Source organism: Pontibacter lucknowensis, from assembly GCF_900156415.1.
GTDB lineage: Bacteria > Bacteroidota > Bacteroidia > Cytophagales > Hymenobacteraceae > Pontibacter > Pontibacter lucknowensis.
In genome coordinates this window covers 646,559-662,510 of the sequence record NZ_FTNM01000002.1, presented here as the reverse complement: position 1 = coordinate 662,510, position 15,952 = coordinate 646,559, and the positions used below count along the sequence as shown (strand labels likewise).

Genomic DNA, 15,952 nt, shown 5'->3' with positions numbered 1-15,952 from the left:
ATTATTTCATTTCGAATTGGGGTAGGGGCCCTCTATTAGTGAGAAATCAGAAATATTGCCACTGCTCTAAACTGATCCAGATCTCTCCATTCTGTGGAGATGACAAATTGGGAATATTGTTCCTTAAATTGACGGCATTGGGTCGAGACCTGTCCCTACAGAATCACACTTCTTAATTCCTAAACTCCCCAACTCTCAAACTCTTAAACTTTAAAGCGTTCCCATTGTCGGCTCAAAGTTCCTGTTGCTTTCCCAGGTTTTGAAGTTGGTGATCTCTTTCTGGAAAGAGTCGATAAACCAGGCCATCAGGCTAATGTCGTCGAGGAAGCCGATCACAGGTATAAAATCGGGGATCACGTCGAGGGGTGTAACCAGGTATAGCAGCACGGCCACACCGGCGAGCAGCGACTTGTTAGACACCTCCCGGTAAGAGCCGTTGATGTAGGCCTTCACCAGTCGGATGAACGTCTGCATTACCTCCTTCACCTGATCAAAGCCGCTTTTATTGCTCTCCACGTCCACCAGCTTACCATAGGCCGTGGTAAGCAGCATGCCCAGCTTCACTGGCTTCGACACCAGTGCTCCGGCTTTGCCCAGTAGACCCTTGAAAATTGAATGCTGTGATAGTTTTAGTCCTTTATTTATCAGTTCTTGGATCATGTTTCTGTCTTTTGTTTGGCCCTTATACGGCAACATCCCGCTAATTGGTATAAACCGTGGTTTCAGGCAAAAGCAGGCTATATTCTGAAGAAAAAATATTCTTGTAAACTTGCTTGATTGTATTGTTTTTTCTCCTTTAAATTGGTGTACCTTTAGCATCAAATTATCCCATACACCTCCAGGCATATCGCATTGTATATGAAAGCGCCACTCTTCGTGCTGGTGTCGTTGCTGGTAGCTTCGGCCGCAGTATACCTCGGTTCATTTCTGCTCCCTGACTCCTACGAGGTCAGGCGCTCCATTGTGGTCAATGCCAGACCTGAGCAGGTGTTTACCTACCTGAACAATCCAACCGAATGGGAAAAGTGGAATGCCTGGAACAAAGTCTACGACCCGACCATGATCCGACTTTACGGTGGTCCGCTCACAGGCAAGGGTGCCTACCAGGAGTGGAACGGCGACAAAGTGGGGATGGTAAAAGTACACTTTACGGATAGCACACCGCCAACTGAACTTTACTACAAACAACTCACCAAAGGAGAGGACTTTGAGACCATCGGCATCTTCAGCCTTGAGCCGTTGGAAGAAGGAACTCGGGTAGTATGGCAACAACGCTCAAAAGTGGCAGACGACCCCTACAACAAATACAGAGGCTTCTTCAAGAAATTAAAAACCGAGCAGGAAACAGAACAGAGCCTGCTATCGCTCAAAGCTTTGTTTGACCCTGTAGCAAAAGCAGAAAGCAAAGCACAGATAGCCAACAGAAAAGGCCGCAGCTAAGTATTGCAGCGGCCTTTTGCTTTGATACAGGTATAGCTAGAGCAGTTCGTTCGCCAGGTTGGCCAACTCAGATCGCTCGCCTTTCAGTAGAGTGATGTGCGCATATAAAGGGTGGTTTCGAGCCCGGTCAATCAGGTAGGAGAGACCATTGCTCTGCGAGTCCAGGTAAGGCGTATCGATCTGGTAAATGTCACCCGTAAACACGATCTTGGTATTTTCTCCTGCTCTGGAAATAATAGTTTTGACTTCGTGCGGCGTCAGGTTCTGCGCTTCGTCCACAATAAAGTAAATGTTCGAAAGGCTGCGCCCCCTGATGTACGCCAGAGGCGTGATCACCAGTTTCTCCAGCTCCACCAGTTCTCTAAGTTTTTGGTACTCCTTACTGTTCTCGGCGTACTGATTCTGAATATACTTCAGGTTGTCCCATAGCGGCTCCATGTAGGGATTGAGCTTCGACTTGATGTCGCCGGGCAGGTAGCCGATGTCTTTGTTGCTGAGTGGCACAATAGGGCGTGCCAGGTAGATCTGCTTGTAGTCACGGCGCTGCTCCAGAGCGCTTGCCAGGGCCAGCAGCGTTTTGCCCGTGCCGGCTACACCCTGTATACTTACCAGCTTAATGCGCGGATTTAACAAGGCATGCATGGCAAAAGTCTGTTCGGCATTGCGTGGCTTCACACCATAGGCCGTTTGCTTATCAACCCGCTCAAACTGGTCATCAGCCGGGTTATAGTAGGACAGGATAGAGTTCTTAAAGCTTTTGAGCACATAGTAGTGATTGTCAGGCGGCGTCTCTTTGATCACCTTAACACTTTCAGAGCTGCCTTTTTCATACAGATCGTTGATCACAGCCGGGTCAATCTCCTCTAAGGTGTCACTGCCGGTATATAAGCCAGCTACGTCCTGAATCTTTCCGGTTTCATAGTCTTCTGCGATCAGGTTGAGCGCACGGGCTTTGAGGCGTAGGTTAATGTCCTTGGTCACCAGCACCACTTTGCTTTTCGGAAAGTCCTGCTGCATGTGCAGGGCGGAGTTAAGGATGTGATGATCGTTCTTGTCACCGAAGATCTTGGTGGCATCGAGCTTGGCGCTTCCGTTCATCATCACCTTAAACTTGCCTTTGGTCTTGCCATTAAGCGGGATCCACTCTTGCAGCATGTGCTCTGACGAAAGCTTATCAATGAAACGGATAAACTCGCGGGCTTCAAAGTTCTTGATGTCGTTGCCTTTCTTAAAGTTGTCGAGCTCTTCCAGCACCGTGATCGGAATAGCTACATCGTGCTCCTGGAAGTTCTGTACTGCACTATGGTCGTAGAGAATGACGGAGGTGTCTAGTACGAATATTTTCTTCTCTTTTGTGTCAGAGGGTTTCTTGTTAGCCGGGACTTTTACCTTGCTGGTCGTGCGGGAAATTTTTTCAGTGTTATCCTGGGTTGTCTTCGTCTGTTTGGGCATAAGGGAAGGGCTAAAGGGCTGAACATACTCTTTTTACGCAATTACATAGCGGTTAGTCTATTTTTGAAACAGGCTATTTCAGAACCCGCACAGGCCCTGTTACCGAGGGCAGTATTTATCAAAAATTAGTTATCTGATTCAGAAACATTTACGTATTTTTTATGTACAACTAAATATTTAGTTAAAATAGAAATAATTTTTACATTTGTCGAAGCACACAGCATTTGCTGAAGCTGGTGCCATGCGAAACTGCCTAAGATACTATCGTATGAAATTATGCTGTACCTTCTTCTTTATAGTGTTCCTCGCTATACCGCTGGCACTGCAGGCGCAGTCCAAGCCTAAGAAGGGCATTTGGCCCTTCAAGATCAACCGTTTCGACAAAGAAGGCCGTCACCACGGACGCTGGAAACTATACCTGTCAGACAACACCACGCTACTGCGCAATGGGCGTTTCAAGCACGGTCAGGAGCGGGGCAAGTGGCGTTACTATTACCCGGATGGCAGTATCCGTAAGATTGAGTACCACAATCCAAACTCCAAGGAGTTTCTGGTCAAGCTTTTCCACGATAATGGCGAACTGGAAAAGCAGGGGATGGCAAGAGTCGTCGAGACAGAGCGTGTGATCCACTACTACTGGTTCGGAACCTGGGAGGTATACAACCGGGCCGGCCAACTCACCCATACCGAGTATTATGAAAGGGGAAATGAAATAAAGTTAGACCTTAGCAGTAGGGACTGAGATTAACTCAAGGTATAATACTCTTCCTTTTCCTTATCATGCAGTCGTAAATACCCATGAATCACCAGCTTCACTAACATCCTATAAGCCCTTCTCTCAGAAAGATTCGCAATCTTCATATACTGCCGGAGGGTAACCCGCCGGTTAAGCGCCAGGTAATCAAGCACGGCACGCTCATGACGGTCGAGCGGGATGCGCTCGAAAGCAGGCTCCTCGGTTTGCATGGATTTCTCCACCATTTTACTGGTCTGCACACTGGTATCATTCACACGCACATAGCCGCGCCAGTCATCCTCCTTTACTTTGGCAAAATGCGGCTTCTGATCGCTTTCAGGTATAGATACTTTCAAAATAGTATGGCCATCCAACTCTACTTCTTCATAAGTCAATTGCAGCGGAGGGTCACAGTAGAATGCAGCGGCCAGTTCCAGGGTGTGTTTTTCTTCATCCGGGTCGATACCCACAATATAGCCATTGTCTTTCACACCAATCAGAATGGTCCCACCGCGTGTATTTGCAAAGGAAACCAGTGTGCGTGCTATTTTGTCGGGCTGGGTTACCCGTTGCTTGAAGTCTACCTGATCGTTTTCGCCCTGCCAGATCAGGCGCTGTAAATCGTCCATAGTCAGAAGGCTGTAGGTATAGCGGCTATACCTAATGATAAAACGAAAAGCACAGTCAGTTGCATTTTATGATAAGCAAGCTATGTGCAGTGTCATGAAAGCATAAAAAAAGCGAGCCTGTTGGGGCTCGCTCTCTTTATACGCAATATTTATTAGAATGGCAGATCATTGTCTGCATCGCTACTGTAGAAAGAAGGAGCAGCTGACTCCTGTGCTGGGGCACCAGCCGGAGCACCAAAACCACCGTTTGCGGCAGCACCCTCTACACGCCAGGCCTGCAGGTTGGTGAAGTACATAGTCTGACCATTTTTAGTGAATGGCTTGCCAGTCAGGTTAAAAGTAACTTTCACTTCGTCGCCCTGCTTGTAGTTGTCGATCAGGTTACACTTGTCTTGTGTCAGCTGGAACTTGCAGTATTGCGTGAATGAACCATCCGGAATCTCCAACACGAACTCACGCTTTCTGAATTTTTCACTTACCTGCTGTTCTTCAAACACTTCGTACAGCTTTCCTTGAATATCAAACGACATAAAATAAACTTTAGAATGAATAGATTGATCTAATGACAAATATACAAAATCTTTGGTTTCGACGGGACTAAAAAAAGGCAGCTTTCTTAAAATATCGCCTTAATCAGACTCACACAAAACAGCAGAGCGCTTGCCGGCGTAGGAACCACTGTAACCCAACCAATACCAATGCAAAACCTAGCTATTGCCATTCACGGAGGGGCCGGCACCATTACGCCTGCCTCTATGACACCCGACTTAGAGAAAGCCTACAAAAGCACCCTGTCCCATGCCCTGAACCAAAGCTACCAGATACTTGAGAAGGGTGGAAGCGCCCTAGACGCGGTGGAACTGGCTGTTGCGCTACTGGAAGACTCTCCGCTGTTTAATGCCGGACGAGGCTCTGTATTTACGAAAGAAGGCAAACATGAAATGGATGCTGCCATCATGTGCGGTAAGACCATGGAGGCCGGTGCTGTGGCAGGGGTGCGCAGCATCCGAAACCCGGTGCGGCTTACCAGAGCCATACTGGAGCACTCTGACCATGTTTTTCTATGTGGCTACGGGGCAGAGGAGTTTGCCCGGAAGTATGACATCGCTTTTGAACCGGAAGAATACTTTTATGACAAGCACCGCTACAAGCAATGGCGCGATGTTAGGGATACTGACATCTTTATGCTCGACCACACCGAGGACCGCAAATTCGGGACTGTGGGCGCCGTAGCACGTGATGCCAACGGTGACTTGGCCGCGGCTACCTCCACGGGCGGTATGACCAACAAGAACTACAACCGGATTGGGGACAGCCCGGTGATCGGCTCCGGAACCTATGCAAATAATGATACCTGTGCGATTTCCTGCACAGGCCACGGAGAGTTTTTCATTCGGGCAGTAGTAGCCTACGACGTTTCCTGCCTGATGGAATACAAAGGCTATACCTTGCAGGAAGCCTGCGATGAAGTTGTGATGGACAAGCTTGTCCGCTTCGGGGGAGAGGGCGGCCTGATCGCAGTAGACAATAAAGGCAACATCGCCCTGCCTTTTAACTCTGAAGGTATGTACAGGGGCTACAGAACCAGCCAAGATCAGGAAGGCAGGGTATCTATCTATAAAAACTAGTTGCTACTAGACTCGGATGCCAATTCGTTTTTCTCAACATCTTCCATGTCCTTGTAAAAGGCACGTGAGTTTATGTTGAACACATTGCCTTTGGCTAGTACGTGCATCATCATTCCGGCAATGGCCACAGGTCGTCCGTTCTCTATATCATTGATGTTGGTATATTCTACGCCGTGCCCATCCACCACCACCACCAGATTGGAGCCAATGGTTTCGATCATATGGCCTTCTGTTATCAGAACGCCGGTATCCTCGCCAAGGCCTATGCCTACTGTTTTGGGATGCGTCACAACGGCTTCCATCAGGCGACCGAAGCGCCCCCTTATCACGAAGTGCGAGTCGATGATCACGCCGTTGATCAGGCCAAAACCATGTCCCATCTTAACGGAGCCTCGCAGCAATGCTTCGGTAGAGCTGCCGCCCTTGATCATGATCTCTGACATGGCCATGGCGCCCGCACTGGTGCCGGCGACAACAAAGTCCTCGTTCCAATATCTGTCCTTGATAATCTGCAGAAATTCTGTTTCGCCGAAAATCCGGGTAAGCCGCGATTGATCACCACCACTGAACATGACACCGTCTGCTTTTCGGATCCGTTCCAGGTATTCAGGTTTCAAGGCATCCTCATCTTCTCTGATGTGCATCATGTTTACGTTCTCACAGCCCAAAATGGCAAAAGCACTTTCATAGCGTTCACCTACCTCTTCAGGTATAAGCGATGCCGTTGTGATCACTTCAATGGCAGGGTTGCGGGCAGGTATCTCACTAAGGAAACGCTTTAATATTCCCAGCTCAAAGAAATCGAGGTAATATTTCTTTTTGTGTTTTGGGTTGGGGTACGAGCCTTTGTCTTCGTTTCCGCCAATGGCTATCAGCTTTCCTTTTGGTCTATCCACGGGTGCTTCTTTTTATGCTAATTGTATTGTTACAGTGAAGGTATGATCGCAACAGCCATCATAACCCTCACCTAAGATTACCTATATTTTTGAAAATCGTTACGGCCGCAAAGCCTTTATTCTGTTTTAAAGGCATATTTCTTCATTTAGTTGAATTGCACTCAAAAAAATAAGCATAGGCAAAACAATACGAATATCATATTTGTTATATATCTCCTTGGTATGCGATCTTACTATATATATTTTATCTAATTAAAGTTATATTTTCTAAACCTCTGTAATAACCTGCCGTATAGTAATCACACAAGCCCAGGCTTATATTTATTTACGACGCTAAACCTTTCCAAGCTATGAAACTAAACAACCTGAACGACTTATTTGTCCACGAGCTCAAGGACATCTACAACGCTGAAAAGCAGATTACAAAAGCACTTCCGAAAATGATGAAGGAGGCATCGTCCTCTCAGCTCAAGAAGGCTTTTGAAATGCACTTAAGCGAAACGGAGAAACAAATTGAGCGACTGGAACAAGTCTTCGATATTTTGGGCATGAAGGCCTCTGGCGAAAAATGCAAGGCGATGGAAGGAATCATCAAGGAAGCGCAGGACATGATGTCTGAAAACGCTGACTCTGATGTGATGGACGCCGCCCTGATCGCTTCGGCCCAGCGTGTGGAGCACTACGAAATTGCCGGCTACGGCACTCTCTGTACCTATGCCAAGCAACTAGGTCACAAAGAGATACTGAACCTGTTGCACACCACGTTGGAAGAAGAAAAAGCCACAGACCTCAAGCTGACTGATCTGGCTGAAAGCAAGATCAATGTAAAAGCCGAACACAAAGGAGCAAAGTAAGGCTCTAACGAAATAAGGAAAAAAATCTGTCCTTTCCCCATGCTAACCAAGCTGGCCAGAAGTAGACAGATTTTTTTCGTTTATACCTGTGCCAACAAAAAAAAGCCCCGCATTGCTGCAGGGCTTTTTTTGTATTTGGTTGCTATACCTATTTCAGCATGGCATCCAGCGTGTTGGTAGACACGGCATGGTAATTTGGCTTGGCACGCACATAGATTTCCTGTGCTTTTTTCTTTCCGGCAGGTGTAGCGGCCAGTGCTTTGTAAATCGGCACCAGGAATTTACGGCGGCCAACGTTGGTCAGGAAGTTGTCCAGTGCCTGATCTGCAGCAGCGTAGTTGTTGCGGATGGTATGGATAAACCAGGCGGCCAGCACTTCAGAGTTGCCGGAATTTGTGAATCCAAAGGCTTTGTCGAGTTCGGCTAACTGCTGCTGACTCATCTGCTCAGGCAGCATGCGAATAAAATGCAGCCATTCGTGGCTGGACCAATCTTTGGTTTGCAGCTGATTGGCTGGCTTGCCGCTTTGCCAGGCTTTGAATGACTCTTCTACCTGAGCAAAGCGCTTCGAGGTTGGTTTTGCATGATCTTCCGGAAGTCCTGGCGTATACACCCAGCCTTCGATGTTGATCTGCTCAGCAATTTTTTCGTCACCCTGAATCAGCTCCTTGCGCAGGAAATCCAGGAAAAGATCTGTGTTGGTGCTCTGGAACGCAAAAGTCTGGAAGTACTTGTTCAGGAACTGGTCGAAGCGTTCACGGCCAACCACCCGCTCAATGTTTTGCAGGAAGAAATTGCCTTTTTCGTAAGCAATATCGGTCAGCCCTTCATCCGGATCACGTCCTTCCAGGTCTAGTTTCAGGCGGGTGTCATCGCTGGTTTGTCCCAGGTCTTCCAGAGTATGCTGCAAATCCTGGTAACCAAGCACGTTGAGCATGTCGGCGTAGTCTTTTCCATAGATCTCCTCCATGATGCGTCGCTCAAAATAGACTGTAAAGCCTTCATTCAGCCAGAAGTCATCCCAGGTGCCGTTAGTCACCAGGTTACCGCTCCAGCTGTGCGCCAGTTCGTGTGCGATCAGGCTGGTCAGAGAGCGGTCTTTGGCTAGTACGGTCGGCGTTACAAAGGTCAGGCGTGGGTTTTCCATACCACCGAAAGGGAAGGAAGGAGGCAGCACCAGTAGATCATAGCGATCCCAGCGGTATTTGCCATATAGCTTTTCAGCAGCCACCAGCATTTTGTCCATCTCGGCAAATTCGTATACGGCTGCATCAATGGTAGCCGGCTCCGCATAGATACCTGTTTGCTGCCCGATGGGCTTGAACACCATATCACCCACAGAAAGCGCCATCAGGTAGGATGGGATCGCCTGGCGCATTTCAAAGGTGTAGGAGCCGCTGCTGTTCTTCTGCTGCGGGTTCTCAGCGCTCATCACCGCCATCAGCTCTTTCGGTACCTGCACCTTGGCGCTGTAGGTGATGCGAATACCCGGGCTGTCCTGTATTGGAATCCAGGTGCGTGCCAGGATCGCCTGTGACTGCGTGAACAGAAACGGATGTTTCTTGCCTGCTGTCTGCTGCGGATTCAGCCACTGCAGCGCGTCTGCATTGGCAGTTGTGCGATACTGGATGGTGACATAGTCTGTCTCAGGTTGTATAGCAATGATCAACGGACGACCCAGGAATTCCTTTTCATCGCCCAGCTTAAAGGTGGTAGGAGTCTGTTCCTTGCCCAGGTATACCTGTTCAATTTCAAGACCACGGGTATCGAAAATAATCTCGTTGCCTTTTGCCTTATTCTCTATCTGGTAAGAGGCTTTGCCGGCGATTACTTTCTGATCAAAATTCACGGCGATGTCGAGATCCAGGTGGCGAGCCACGGCCTCTGCCGGTTTGGCAAAGCTGTGTACATCGCTTGGCGCCTGGGCCATTCCTAGCTGTTCTGCTGTCATAGTTTCATCTGTCGTAGTGGTTTGGGTAGAGCATGCGCCTAGTTGCAGACTTCCGGCCAAACCCAGGCCAAGTAAGAATTTACGGTATGGAGTCATTGTATACTTTGGTTATGGTGTGGTAAGATACATTATTTGTCAGGAACTGTAAAGTATCAGTGTCTAAACGTATCGACAGGTGCTCGCAGTACGTAATATGTTATAGAGGCTCGCTCCTGACAGTTAAGTTAATCTGCTTTGCAGAGCTGAAACAGGCTGACTGCTTTCAACATGCTATGCAGCCTTGTACAGAACATTTTATGCCAGTTTGAAGTACATAAGGCAAAATCAAGATAAAAAGGCAATCACTACTGTAAAATAGCACAATTTGAAGGGCGATATAGTTCTACCGGATTATAAACCTGTCACAGTAGGCCATTAAACCAACACACATGAACCCTTTCATCCTAAGAAAAATAAAACCAATAGGCCTTGTCATCCTCTGCCTGTTCTGCTTAGCTTCCTGCAACCAAAGCAGCGAAAGCAAAGAAGAGGGAACAGGGGGCGTAAAAGAAATGCTGGGCCTCAATACCCTGGCAGCTACTGAAACCGACAGCCTATACATTCAGGACTATATTTCACAGCAAAAACAATTCAAAGAGCACGAAGACCTGATCTACCAGTTTTACGGCGACCGTGACTATCGCCTGGCCTGGTTCAAGGGATCTGATCTGGTACCGGAATCAGAGAAACTGCTGACCACGATAAATAATGCTTCTAAGGAAGGTCTTGATCCCAAAGAGTACAAGGTGGTCGCCATAGATGAAATGATCAGCCGCTACAACGATATGGGCCGTAAGGACTCTGCCCGGCTGGAACTGCAACAACAGATCGACATTGCTCTGACAGGTACTTACTTTAACTATGCCTCTGACTTTTACCGTGGGCGTATCAACCCGAGCAACATAAAACAGGTGCAGTGGGGCGTGCGCAACAATAAAATTAAACTGCATAAGGCACTTCAGACCATTCTGAAGGAGCGAGAAAGTACCTACCCCTATTACGAGTTTGAGGCCTTACACAAGGGCTATACCGACTTGCGGGACGCCCTGCAGCGCTATCGCGAACTGGAAGAAAAAGGCGGCTGGGCCAAAGTGGAACTGGGCAATCGCAAAATACTGGAGAAGGGAGACACAGCCGCGGCTGTCATTTCGCTCCGCAAGCGACTTGACCCCAGTGCACAGATCAATGCCAACGATCCGGCTATGCGCAGGTTCGATGATAAACTGGAGGCGCAGGTGAAATCGTTCCAGGAATTGCATGGCATCGTCCCTGATGGTAAAGTAGGTGGCAACACGCTGCGCATGATGAATGTGCCTGTGGAGGATCGTATTCAGCAGATCATGATGAACATGGAGCGCTGGCGCTGGATACCAAAACGACTGGTGCCTAAGAGTCTGGATCAGAAATACATTTGGGTCAATATCCCGGAATACAAGATGTATGTTTATGAAGATCCAAATAATAGTCCGGAGGCTGAGCGTTCTTACAAAAAAACAATGGAAATGAACGTGATCGTAGGCAAGGAGCTTAATTCCACGCCTATATTCAGCGATAAAATGGAATATGTGGTGCTGGCACCTTACTGGAACATCCCCAACAGTATTGTTGAAAAAGAGATCGCACCGGCTATGGCCCGCAACCCAGGTTACCTGGAGGGCCAGAACATGGAAGTTGTAACCAAAGAGCGTAATCCGAAGCAGATTTCCCCATCGTCTATCGATTGGTCATCTGTGACTGAGAAGACCTTCCCTTATATGGTGCGCCAGCGTCCGGGGCCGAAGAATGCCCTGGGTACCATGAAGTTTTTGTTTCCGAACGAGCATGCCATCTACCTGCACGACACACCTTCCGGCTCACTGTTCAGCCAGACACAGCGCGGCTTTAGCCACGGCTGCGTACGTTTGCAGCGCCCCATGGACCTGGCCAAATATGTGTTGAAAGACATGCCGGAGTGGACAGAGAGCCGCATTCAGGAGACGATTAATGGGGGAGAAGAGACCTGGATCACCTTACCTAAAAAGGTACAGGTATACCTGGTATACTTTACCAGCTGGGTCGATGAGGATGGAAACGTCCACTTCCGGGACGATATATACGGACACGACAAGAGACTGGAGCAAGAGCTATTCAGTTAAACTCCAGGTATAAGCATTCAATCTTAATAATCGAGATATGAAACAGATATGGATAATCGGCTTGTTCTCTGTTTTACTGTTTGCCTCCGCTTGCGGCAACCAGCAGGAGACAGGTGACAGGCCGGAAAAAATAACAGATGAGCCGCTGATGCAACAGGAAGAGGAGCAGGACACCACACTGCAGGATGTTGAGGAAGTAAGTATCCGGGCTATAGGAGGCGAGGAACTGGAAAGTATGACCTTCGACCAGGACACAATTGAGGTAAAAGCCGGCTCGCATGTCAGGCTGGCCTTTACAAACGAGGGAAAAGACCCTAAGATGATCTACAACATCGTATTTACGAAAGAGGGCTATTCAACACAGGTAGCCCGAAAAGGGAGCGAGGCGGGCGCTTCCGGCAATTACCTGCCCGACAGTACCCTAATGCTGGCTGCTTCACCACTGGCACTACCCGGCCAGACCGTGACAATGGAGTTTACGGCCCCTGACAAAATCGGGGTGTATGAGTTCGTGAACACGTACCCCAGCGAGACGCCGTTGATGAAAGGAAAGCTGATAATCAGGTAGTAATAGATCTAAGTAATTTAAAATTTCAGAAAGCCGCTGCTCTCAGGCAGGGGCTTTCTTTTTGAGCTTTAATCACTTACAGGTATAGCCTTAGAACGAAATGCAAAAAAACCATGTTAGAAGGCATACGATATAACAGGCGAATGCATACTTTTGCAGCATCCTGATTGCTTATGAAATTCACCAACCCTGACTGTCTGAACTGTTCGAGCCGAGCAAACTCCCTGCTGAGCTGCTGCAGAGCATCTGAGCTGTCGCACCTTTCTGAAACGAAATCATGTTTCGCTTACAAGAAAGGGCAGCTGATCTTTCACGAAGGGGGTAAACCATCGGGACTTTATTGCATTAATTCAGGTAAGATCAAAATCGCCAAGCTGGGGAGCGACGGCAAAGAGCAGATCGTGCGACTCGCGAAACCGGGTGACCTGATCGGCTACCGTGCCCTGATGGCCGACACGAACTATTCTGCCTCGGCAGTTGCGCTGGAGGATGCCGTGATTTGCTTTATACCACGCTCTCAATTCCTGGAGCTGATCAGCCAGAACGTAGAATTTGCGGGAGGATTGATGAAACTGATCTCCAATGCCCTGGGTGAAGCTGAAGAACGTATGGTGCAAATGGCCTACAAGCCGGTGCGCGAGCGTCTGGCAGAGGCCCTGCTGCTGTTACAAAAAACCTACCAGGAACGCGAAGAAGGTGATCAGTTTACCATCTCCATCTCCCGTGAAGACCTGGCCTCTATTGTAGGTACTGCCAAAGAAACTACCATCCGCTTACTTTCTGAGTTCAAAGAAGAAGGACTTATCTCCGCTAAAGGCAGCTCCATCACCATTCTGGATCACGACAAGCTTTACAAGATCAGCCACATGTACGACTAGGCCGGCTGGCGCAATGTTTCAGGTATAGGCAATAAAAAACGGCAGCCGTATGACGCCTGCCGTTATTGTAGCTCAGTCTCTCCTCTAAGCTAAAATCACCTTATACTAAACACTAAACTTTAATCACAAAACAATATTTTGACAGGTATGTTGCGCTCCTGCGCTTGCCTTATTCGTCTTTCTTGATGTTACAAATTTCGGCCTTCCTACCGGGCTATGCACTGAGCATTATCAGTTCAGAAAGTGACATGCATCATCTTTTAGGCTTTGCCTCCCAATTACCTTTGTACCAGACATTAATAAAGGAAAATTGTGATGGAAGCCGCACTCCAAACCAATATTCAGAACTGCTACCACTGCGGGGATTCCTGTGGTGATGAGCCCATTGTAGCACACGAGAAAGCTTTCTGCTGCGATGGGTGTAAAGCCGTTTATGAACTTCTCGAAGAAAATAATCTCTGTACCTACTATAATTTGGAGGAAAGCCCGGGCCTCACCGGCAAAAAGCCGGTTTCGGATGCCCGCTTTGCCTATCTGGACGACCCGGGTGTGGAGGCCCAGCTGATCAACTTCCGCAGTGACAAGATCTGTAAGCTCACCTTCTACATTCCACAGATGCACTGCAGTTCCTGTATCTGGCTGCTGGAGAACCTGTTTAAGTTGAACCCAGGTATAGCCGAAACCACGGTGAACTTTATGCGCAAGGAAGTAGCCCTGACTTACTTTCACGAAAAGACCTCTTTGCGTGAAGTAGTAGAGCTGCTGACCCGAATCGGCTACGAGCCAGCCATCACGCTGGCCGACACAGACGGCAAGAAAACAACCACAAAGAGCCGCACCATTATCTACAAGCTAGGTATAGCCGGCTTTGCTTTCGGTAATGTGATGCTGCTGGCTTTCCCGGATTACCTGGACTTTACGCAGGGGCTGCAACACAGCTTCGGCTCTTTCTTTGGTTACCTGAGCATCCTGTTGTCTATACCTGTTTTCTTCTACAGTGCGCGTGGTTTCTTTACGTCAGCCTGGGAGGGCATTAAGCAGCGCATGGTCAACATCGACCTGCCGATCTCAACGGGTCTGTTGGCGCTCTTCTTTGTCTCCTTGTTTGACATCCTCACTGGCCGGGGTCCTGGCTATCTGGATTCATTTACTGGTCTGGTGTTCTTCATGCTGATCGGCAAGTATTTCCAGCAGCGCACCTACGATACGCTGTCCTTCGACCGTGACTATACCTCTTATTTCCCGGTGTCCATTACGGTGCTTAAAGAGAACGGCGAGGAATCCTCCACCGCTGTACGAAACCTTCAGGTGGGCGACCGTATCCGTATTCGCAACCAGGAGCTTATACCTGCCGACGCCATGCTGCTGCACGGTCGTGCCATGATCGACTACAGCTTTGTGTCGGGTGAGTCGGAGCCGGTGGAGAAAGTGGTCGGCGAAGTGATCTATGCCGGTGGTCGCCAGGTAGGCGAGAGCATCGAACTGGAAGTAGTGAAGGAGGTATCGCAGGGCTACCTGACGCAGCTCTGGAACGACACCGTCTTCTCGAAGAACGAAGAGCAGTACCTGCATACCTACTCTAATATTGCGGGCAAGTACTTCATCATCGTAACGCTGATGGTAGCAGCCGGTGCACTCGTTTACTGGGTGCCGCGCGACATGGACATCGCGATGAAGGCCTTCACGTCCGTGCTAATCATTGCCTGTCCTTGTGCTTTGTCACTGGCTACGCCCTTCGTGCACGGCCATACCATGCGTGTGTTCGGTCGTAACAAATTCTACCTCAAAAACACGGGCGTAGTAGAGCGACTGGCTAAGATTGATACCGTGGTGTTCGACAAAACAGGTACGCTGACAGAGCCAAGTGAAGCAGAGGTAACTTACACTGGCAAAACACTTTCAGCTGATCAGCAGCAAGCGATACTTTCAGTGCTGCGTCACTCGACGCACCCGCTCAGTCAACGCATCAGTGAGTCCATTCAAGGCAGTACAGCTCCTGTAACAGGTTTCCAGGAGTACACCGGTAAAGGACTGGTTGGCGAAGTGAAGGGTATGCATGTACGTGTAGGCTCCGCCGCATACCTGGGCGTACCAGCAGACAAGCAAAAAGACACCCTCAAAACAACAGTTTATGTATCAATAGACGGTGTGGTACTAGGTTACTATACCTTCTTCAACGTGTACCGCAATGGCTTGAGCAATGTGCTGGGCGATCTGAAAGACAAGAAGATCGCGGTGCTTTCAGGCGACAACGACCATGAAGAAGCACGACTGCGGGAACTGTTGGGCAGCGAAGCAGAGCTGAACTTCAATCAGTCGCCTGTTCAGAAACTGGAGTACATCCAAAAGCTGAAAGAGCAGGACCACCGCCAGGTGTTGATGGTAGGTGACGGGCTGAACGATGCCGGTGCCCTGAAGCAGAGTGATGCAGGTATAGCCCTGAGCAACAGCGTCACCAACTTCTCACCCTCCTGCGACGCTATCCTGGATGCGGAGTCATTTGACAAACTGAGCATGTTCCTGAAGTTCTCCAAGAAGACCATGACGCTGATCCTGTTGACCTTCGCTGTGTCGCTGATTTACAACGTGGTCGGATTGACCATGGCGGTGATGGGGCTCTTTACTCCGATCGTATCCGCTATCCTGATGCCGATCAGTACGCTCAGTGTGATGACTTTTGCCACCCTCTCCGTGAAGTACGCCGCAAAAAAGGCGGGACTTTAAATAATTGAGTGATTGAGTGAAT

Annotated in this window: 14 protein-coding genes; 8 read left to right on the top strand and 6 right to left on the bottom strand. The window is 48.7% G+C overall.

Annotated features, from left to right (window positions below; genetic code table 11):
* Positions 1–210: 210 nt before the first annotated feature.
* Positions 211–660, bottom strand: a complete 450-nt coding sequence (locus tag BW972_RS20195) for a YkvA family protein (protein ID WP_143731975.1) — start codon at positions 658–660, stop codon at positions 211–213.
* 198 nt (positions 661–858) lie between these two features.
* Between BW972_RS20195 and BW972_RS09040 the strand changes: the two genes are divergently transcribed.
* The gene (locus BW972_RS09040; protein ID WP_076421852.1) at positions 859–1,440 is read left to right on the top strand and encodes an SRPBCC family protein; all 582 of its coding nucleotides are present in this window, start codon (positions 859–861) and stop codon (positions 1,438–1,440) included.
* Between the two features lie 36 nt (positions 1,441–1,476).
* On the opposite strand, the gene BW972_RS09035 is transcribed toward BW972_RS09040, so the two are convergent.
* On the bottom strand, positions 1,477–2,892 hold the full coding sequence (locus tag BW972_RS09035; RefSeq protein ID WP_234986335.1) for a PhoH family protein: 1,416 nt from the start codon (positions 2,890–2,892) through the stop codon (positions 1,477–1,479).
* A gap of 268 nt (positions 2,893–3,160) precedes the next feature.
* Between BW972_RS09035 and BW972_RS09030 the strand changes: the two genes are divergently transcribed.
* Positions 3,161–3,634 carry a toxin-antitoxin system YwqK family antitoxin gene (locus tag BW972_RS09030; RefSeq protein WP_234986334.1) on the top strand — a complete coding sequence of 158 codons (474 nt, stop codon included), beginning with the start codon at positions 3,161–3,163 and terminating at the stop codon, positions 3,632–3,634.
* Between the two features lie 2 nt (positions 3,635–3,636).
* Here the strand turns inward: BW972_RS09030 and BW972_RS09025 are convergent, their stop codons facing one another.
* On the bottom strand, positions 3,637–4,257 hold the full coding sequence (locus tag BW972_RS09025) for an AlbA family DNA-binding domain-containing protein (RefSeq protein ID WP_076421850.1): 621 nt from the start codon (positions 4,255–4,257) through the stop codon (positions 3,637–3,639).
* Between the two features lie 152 nt (positions 4,258–4,409).
* On the bottom strand, positions 4,410–4,787 hold the full coding sequence (locus tag BW972_RS09020; RefSeq protein WP_007660095.1) for a DUF3127 domain-containing protein: 378 nt from the start codon (positions 4,785–4,787) through the stop codon (positions 4,410–4,412).
* A 168-nt stretch (positions 4,788–4,955) separates the two neighbouring features.
* Here BW972_RS09020 and BW972_RS09015 point away from each other — a divergent pair, with 168 nt between their 5' ends.
* Entirely contained in the window at positions 4,956–5,885 is a 930-nt protein-coding gene (locus BW972_RS09015; RefSeq protein WP_076421849.1) for an isoaspartyl peptidase/L-asparaginase family protein, read from the top strand.
* Here BW972_RS09015 and BW972_RS09010 read toward each other — a convergent pair.
* The gene (locus tag BW972_RS09010) at positions 5,882–6,781 is read right to left on the bottom strand and encodes a cyanophycinase (protein ID WP_007660099.1); all 900 of its coding nucleotides are present in this window, start codon (positions 6,779–6,781) and stop codon (positions 5,882–5,884) included. The two genes, BW972_RS09015 and BW972_RS09010, sit on opposite strands and share 4 nt — an antisense overlap.
* A 350-nt stretch (positions 6,782–7,131) precedes the next feature.
* Here BW972_RS09010 and BW972_RS09005 point away from each other — a divergent pair, with 350 nt between their 5' ends.
* Complete coding sequence (locus BW972_RS09005; RefSeq protein WP_007660101.1) at positions 7,132–7,635, top strand: YciE/YciF ferroxidase family protein; 504 nt, start codon at positions 7,132–7,134, stop codon at positions 7,633–7,635.
* A 148-nt stretch (positions 7,636–7,783) separates the two neighbouring features.
* Here BW972_RS09005 and BW972_RS09000 read toward each other — a convergent pair whose 3' ends face one another.
* The gene (locus tag BW972_RS09000) at positions 7,784–9,682 is read right to left on the bottom strand and encodes a M1 family metallopeptidase (protein ID WP_234986333.1); all 1,899 of its coding nucleotides are present in this window, start codon (positions 9,680–9,682) and stop codon (positions 7,784–7,786) included.
* A gap of 332 nt (positions 9,683–10,014) precedes the next feature.
* On the opposite strand from BW972_RS09000, the gene BW972_RS08995 reads away from it, so the two are divergent.
* The 4 genes from BW972_RS08995 to BW972_RS08980 all read left to right on the top strand — a co-directional run bounded on the left by BW972_RS08995 (position 10,015) and on the right by BW972_RS08980 (position 15,930).
* Positions 10,015–11,760 (top strand): L,D-transpeptidase family protein, encoded by a 1,746-nt coding sequence (locus tag BW972_RS08995; RefSeq protein ID WP_076421847.1) that lies wholly within the window; start codon positions 10,015–10,017, stop codon positions 11,758–11,760.
* Between the two features lie 37 nt (positions 11,761–11,797).
* Positions 11,798–12,328 (top strand): plastocyanin/azurin family copper-binding protein, encoded by a 531-nt coding sequence (locus BW972_RS08990; RefSeq protein ID WP_076421846.1) that lies wholly within the window; start codon positions 11,798–11,800, stop codon positions 12,326–12,328.
* A gap of 173 nt (positions 12,329–12,501) precedes the next feature.
* Entirely contained in the window at positions 12,502–13,206 is a 705-nt protein-coding gene (locus tag BW972_RS08985) for a Crp/Fnr family transcriptional regulator (protein ID WP_076421845.1), read from the top strand.
* A 315-nt stretch (positions 13,207–13,521) separates the two neighbouring features.
* Positions 13,522–15,930, top strand: coding sequence for a heavy metal translocating P-type ATPase (locus BW972_RS08980; RefSeq protein WP_076421844.1), 2,409 nt, complete (start codon positions 13,522–13,524; stop codon positions 15,928–15,930).
* Positions 15,931–15,952 lie beyond the last annotated feature (22 nt).

Bases quoted from the DNA above. Each gene is read 5' to 3' on its own strand.
- BW972_RS08985 (WP_076421845.1), top strand. From the start codon at position 12,502: ATGAAATTCACCAACCCTGACTGTCTGAACTGTTCGAGCCGAGCAAAC.
- BW972_RS09020 (WP_007660095.1), bottom strand. From the start codon at position 4,787: ATGTCGTTTGATATTCAAGGAAAGCTGTACGAAGTGTTTGAAGAACAG.
- BW972_RS09000 (WP_234986333.1), bottom strand. From the start codon at position 9,682: ATGACTCCATACCGTAAATTCTTACTTGGCCTGGGTTTGGCCGGAAGT.
- BW972_RS09015 (WP_076421849.1), top strand. From the start codon at position 4,956: ATGCAAAACCTAGCTATTGCCATTCACGGAGGGGCCGGCACCATTACG.
- BW972_RS08980 (WP_076421844.1), top strand. From the start codon at position 13,522: ATGGAAGCCGCACTCCAAACCAATATTCAGAACTGCTACCACTGCGGG.
- BW972_RS09040 (WP_076421852.1), top strand. From the start codon at position 859: ATGAAAGCGCCACTCTTCGTGCTGGTGTCGTTGCTGGTAGCTTCGGCC.
- BW972_RS08990 (WP_076421846.1), top strand. From the start codon at position 11,798: ATGAAACAGATATGGATAATCGGCTTGTTCTCTGTTTTACTGTTTGCC.
- BW972_RS20195 (WP_143731975.1), bottom strand. From the start codon at position 660: ATGATCCAAGAACTGATAAATAAAGGACTAAAACTATCACAGCATTCA.
- BW972_RS08995 (WP_076421847.1), top strand. From the start codon at position 10,015: ATGAACCCTTTCATCCTAAGAAAAATAAAACCAATAGGCCTTGTCATC.
- BW972_RS09025 (WP_076421850.1), bottom strand. From the start codon at position 4,257: ATGGACGATTTACAGCGCCTGATCTGGCAGGGCGAAAACGATCAGGTA.
- BW972_RS09005 (WP_007660101.1), top strand. From the start codon at position 7,132: ATGAAACTAAACAACCTGAACGACTTATTTGTCCACGAGCTCAAGGAC.
- BW972_RS09035 (WP_234986335.1), bottom strand. From the start codon at position 2,892: ATGCCCAAACAGACGAAGACAACCCAGGATAACACTGAAAAAATTTCC.
- BW972_RS09030 (WP_234986334.1), top strand. From the start codon at position 3,161: ATGAAATTATGCTGTACCTTCTTCTTTATAGTGTTCCTCGCTATACCG.